We start from the raw sequence: 4,510 nt of genomic DNA on the forward strand, positions 1-4,510 counted from the left end.
GGTACAACAGAAGTAGATGTAACAGTGAAATACCCAGATGGTACAGAAGATCACATTAAAGTACCAGTAACAGTCGGTGAAGAAGCAGACAGCGATTCAGATATGGGAATGGGTTCAACTGATTCAAACAACAATGATGGAAACGGCATTGCAAAAGCTGCAACTACAGATGATCATGATAAATTAAATAATGATAAGAAATTACCAGACACTGGTGAACAACCAATAAATAACGGTGCTTTATTCGGCGGTTTATTTGCTGGAATTGGATCATTATTCTTACTTGGTCGTCGTAAAAAAGTCAACAAAGAAAATAACTAGAATTATATAATTGAAATTTTATGGCTGGGGCAAATTTTTGTCCCAGCCTCTATGATTTTTAGGATAGTGTCATAATTTTCATTAATAAAACAGATTTAGGCTAGTTTTTATAAAAGTTAATACAGAAAGGTATGTAATGAATGGATATATCTAATCAACTAAAGAATTTATTCAATAGTCATTCAGATGCAGAAAAAATTTTTGTTAGTATTGGTCATCCTTCCCAAAAGGCTTTAGTAAAAATGTTTAAATCACATAATGATGACCGAAATATTAAAAAATATATAGAAGCATTTCGAAAAAATACTGGTAAAAAAGCCGAATGGATCAAAATAGATTTCGTTACATCAATTGAAAAAATTAAATATGAACAATTAAAGCATGATTTAACTCATACACGTAGAAATTATGTAGAATATGGCTTTTCATTAGATAATAATTGGGAGTTAGCATTCTTACCTGAAGAAATTAATACCAATGCATTTATAAGACCAGAACCTAATAGTAAAGAGCTTTTCATGTCTGAGAAGAACATTAACAACTATATTAAAAAGTATAAAAGAATAAGAAAATATTTCACACATCGTAATTATGAAAATGAAGATGTTTATAAGTTCTACACGAAAAGCTATTTTATTGAAAAAGATCAACTTATTGAATTAGAAGAAAAGGGATATCGTAAAGGTCTAAGAAAAATTGATAATATTAATGAAGAAATTGATCGATTAATTGAGACAAGTACTCATTTTTTGAAAAATCAAATTCAAGATAACGGAAAGTATATTTATGGTTATTTTCCACATTTCGATAAAGAAATAGGATTTTATAATAATTTACGTCATTCATCATCAACATATGCATTAATAGAAGGTCTGAGTTATTTAAATGAAGATGTGACGATTGTAGAAAAGGCGATTGATTATTTAATCAAACATTATTTATTTGAAGTTGATGGTGCGGGATATATTTTTGATGATACTGAAGGTGTGAATGAAATAAAATTAGGTCAAAATGCTGCATTTATCTTCGCGATTTGTGAATATTTAAAGCATGTACCTGATAATGCTCGATATTTAGAAGCTGCACAGAAAGTTGCTAGAGGGATATTGTCGATGATTGATGATCAACAACAAACGATTCACGTATTAAATTATCCTGATTTAACGACTAAAGAACAATTTAGAATTGTATATTATGATGGTGAAGCTGCTTTAGCATTATTAAGACTTTATCAAATTGATTATAATGAAGAATGGTTGAATACTGTCAAAATGTTATTTGAAATGTTTATTGAGAAAAAATATTGGAAGTATCATGATCACTGGTTAGGATATTGTACAAATGAATTAGTACAAATTGATCCACAAGAGAAATATTACAAATTTGGCATTCAGAACGTATCGAGTTATTTAGATTATATGCAACAAAGGGAAACGACATTCCCAACATTTTTAGAAATGTTAATGGCGACTTATCACTTAGTGGAAAAAGCTAAGAAGACTGGCTATGATGAACTTGTTAAAACTTATTTAGATGAAGAAAAATTCATAAATACAATACATTTAAGAGCAGATTATGAAAGAACAGGTTATTTTTATCCAGAAATTGCTATGTATTTTAAAAATCCTGCACGCATTGTGAATTCATTCTTCATTAAACATCATGGTTATAGAGTAAGGATTGATGATATTGAACACTATTTATCAGGGTATGTTCAATATCAAAAAGTATTTAGCACTAAAAAAACTAATATTTATATTTAAATTATAAGTATTACGCGTATAAACCTTCTTATTTAAATAATTATAGGAAGACTATGGTATATATTTCATACTATCAAATTAATATAATATAATATTTAGAATCTAAGTTGTTGAAAAATAATTGTTAAAAAACATTGTGGAGGTTTATTGATATAATTTAAATATTTTTTCCTTTTAAATTAAATGAAATCACTTAATCCCTCAATAAATTAGTAATATGAGCATCAAGCCTTTTCATCAAATGTATAAAATTAGCTTTTTCTTTATCATTATAGATGATTAAAAGTTCATCTATAATTTTTGAACATTCTTCTTGTACATCATTAATCATATTCTCCCCTTTCTTAGTTATAAATATATACGTTTTTCTTTTGTCATCAATTTCCTTTTTTTTCTCTAGAAATCCTAAATTTATTAATTTATCAATTAATCTACTTAAGTTCCCTTTATCATCATTAAATTTTATGCTTAATTCATTTAAGTTTAATCCATCATGAAATTTAATAAAATATATCAATTTACATACCTTAACTGAATATCCACAATTATTAGTTGTTTTTTTAACTAGTGAATCAACATTTTCATTTAAATTGAGAATAGTGTTTCTAAATTCAATTTTAAATTGAGTTTCTTCTTTAATAACCATAAAAACAATCCCTCTTTCTATTGTTAATATAAGTAAAGTATCTTTTATAAAATAATTTTACCAAAATATGACAATTAAATAAAGGTTAAATAAGAAATTTATAAAAAAATATTGTTGTTTTATACAACAATATATAAATTATATTTTGGACAATTGTTTCGGTGGTTTTATAATTATTATAGTGTATAATTTTAGCAGAACTATTGATAAGGGGAAGCGTATCACAAATAAAACTAAAAATTAGGTTGTGTATAATTTAAAATTTAATGAGGTGTATAGAAAGTATATATAGTATATTAGGTTTTGTGTTAGAAAAAGTGAATGCATGAATAAATGGAAATAAAAATGATTCTGAATTAGAAAATGTTAATTATAAAGAAGAATAATTAGTTTAAGTTATAGTACAAAATTCAAAAAATGCTAAATTAAAAAAGCAAGTGATATCCATGGTGCAAGTTGTATAGTATGTAGTTTTAAAAAATTTTATGGTGATACAGCTAAAGTTTTTATTGAAATTCATTATATTAAGCCAATGTTTACTGCAAGAAAATGTAAATAAATCTAGAAACAAAGTTGAGTCTTGTTTATTCAAATTGTCACAAAGTGATACATAGGTAACTGAAAGAATCTATATCTATAGAAATTTAAGACACTCTATAAATAATCATTTTCACTTTTAAATATAAATTATTTTGGGAAATTTATTAATCAGTATAAAAATTAATATGTACACAAAGAAGGAGGAATTTTATTGAAACACATTAATCAATTTTCTGAATCGACACTAGCACAACTAGAAAAAGATTATCAACACGTATTTTATGTTTACTGTTTGATGGACCCAAGGAATGGTGAATGCTTTTATGTTGGTAAAGGTAAGGGGAATAGAATATTTAAACATAAACAAGATGCGCAGAAACAATTATTGTATGAAGATATATTTATAGAAGAAAATAAAGATAACTTGAAATTTAATAGAATTAACGAAATTTGTAGCAATGATTTGAATGTTTTAGGATATATAGTCAGTTATGGATTAACCGAATCCGAAGCATTTTCTGCAGAAAATGTTCTTATAAACTTTCTTAATCTAACAAATAAAACTACATTAACAAATATGATTAACGGTCATGGATCTAAGGCATACTTAGTTGAAGATTTAGAAAATGAATTTGGCTACGATTCAATTAATCTTGAAAACATAAATACGAATGAATTAATTTTAGCAGTGAAAATCAGAGATGCATTTCTATTAGATAAGGATGAAAGTAAAGAGTATCCTATTAATGAAAGTAAACGTGATAGAAATAACTTGAAGTCGCGCACATTAGGTAGTTGGATAATAGGAAAAGATAAAATACATAAAATAAAATATATTATTGGTATCAATACAGGTGCTAATAATGCAGTTGTCTCAGCTTATGAAGTATCATTTGAACAAGCGGAAAGTATCGAAACAAATAATGGTAAAATGAGGTATGCGTTTGTTGGGCTTTCAGAACGTGACGCTACTCTAAAAAAATTGAATTTATACAAAAAAGCACTACCAGATTTAAGGTTTGGTAGTGGTAGCGCAACTGCTTATATAAATAATTAGATATCAGTTAAGGAGCTAAATTATTATGCCATCAGACGACATTGTAAAAAAATTATACTCAAAAGAGGATATTCGATTAGAGTTAGATTTAACGGTTCTGTTGCAAAGTAAAAAAATATAGCTAACCACTAATTTATCATGTCAGTGTTCGCTTAACTTGCTAGCATGATGCTAATTTCGTGG

General features: G+C 26.5%; 4 protein-coding genes. 3 read left to right on the forward strand and 1 reads right to left on the reverse strand.

Features of this window, described 5'->3' with window-relative positions:
- A partial coding sequence (locus LQ679_RS14550) for an LPXTG cell wall anchor domain-containing protein (RefSeq protein WP_239705647.1) occupies positions 1 to 321 on the forward strand: 321 nt, incomplete at its 5' end.
- A 140-nt stretch (positions 322 to 461) separates the two neighbouring features.
- Positions 462 to 2,084, forward strand: coding sequence for a poly(glycerol-phosphate) alpha-glucosyltransferase (locus LQ679_RS14555; protein ID WP_239705648.1), 1,623 nt, complete (start codon positions 462 to 464; stop codon positions 2,082 to 2,084).
- A 193-nt stretch (positions 2,085 to 2,277) separates the two neighbouring features.
- Here LQ679_RS14555 and LQ679_RS14560 read toward each other — a convergent pair whose 3' ends face one another.
- The gene (locus tag LQ679_RS14560) at positions 2,278 to 2,730 is read right to left on the reverse strand and encodes a MarR family winged helix-turn-helix transcriptional regulator (protein ID WP_239724304.1); all 453 of its coding nucleotides are present in this window, start codon (positions 2,728 to 2,730) and stop codon (positions 2,278 to 2,280) included.
- Between the two features lie 751 nt (positions 2,731 to 3,481).
- Here LQ679_RS14560 and LQ679_RS14565 point away from each other — a divergent pair.
- Positions 3,482 to 4,327: an LEM-3-like GIY-YIG domain-containing protein gene (locus LQ679_RS14565; protein WP_058611730.1), complete on the forward strand. Its 846-nt coding sequence runs from the start codon at positions 3,482 to 3,484 to the stop codon at positions 4,325 to 4,327.
- Positions 4,328 to 4,510: the final 183 nt, after the last annotated feature.

Origin of the sequence: Mammaliicoccus sp. I-M35 (assembly GCF_022386455.1) — a bacterium.
In the GTDB taxonomy this organism is placed as follows: Bacteria; Bacillota; Bacilli; order Staphylococcales; family Staphylococcaceae; genus Mammaliicoccus; species Mammaliicoccus sciuri_A.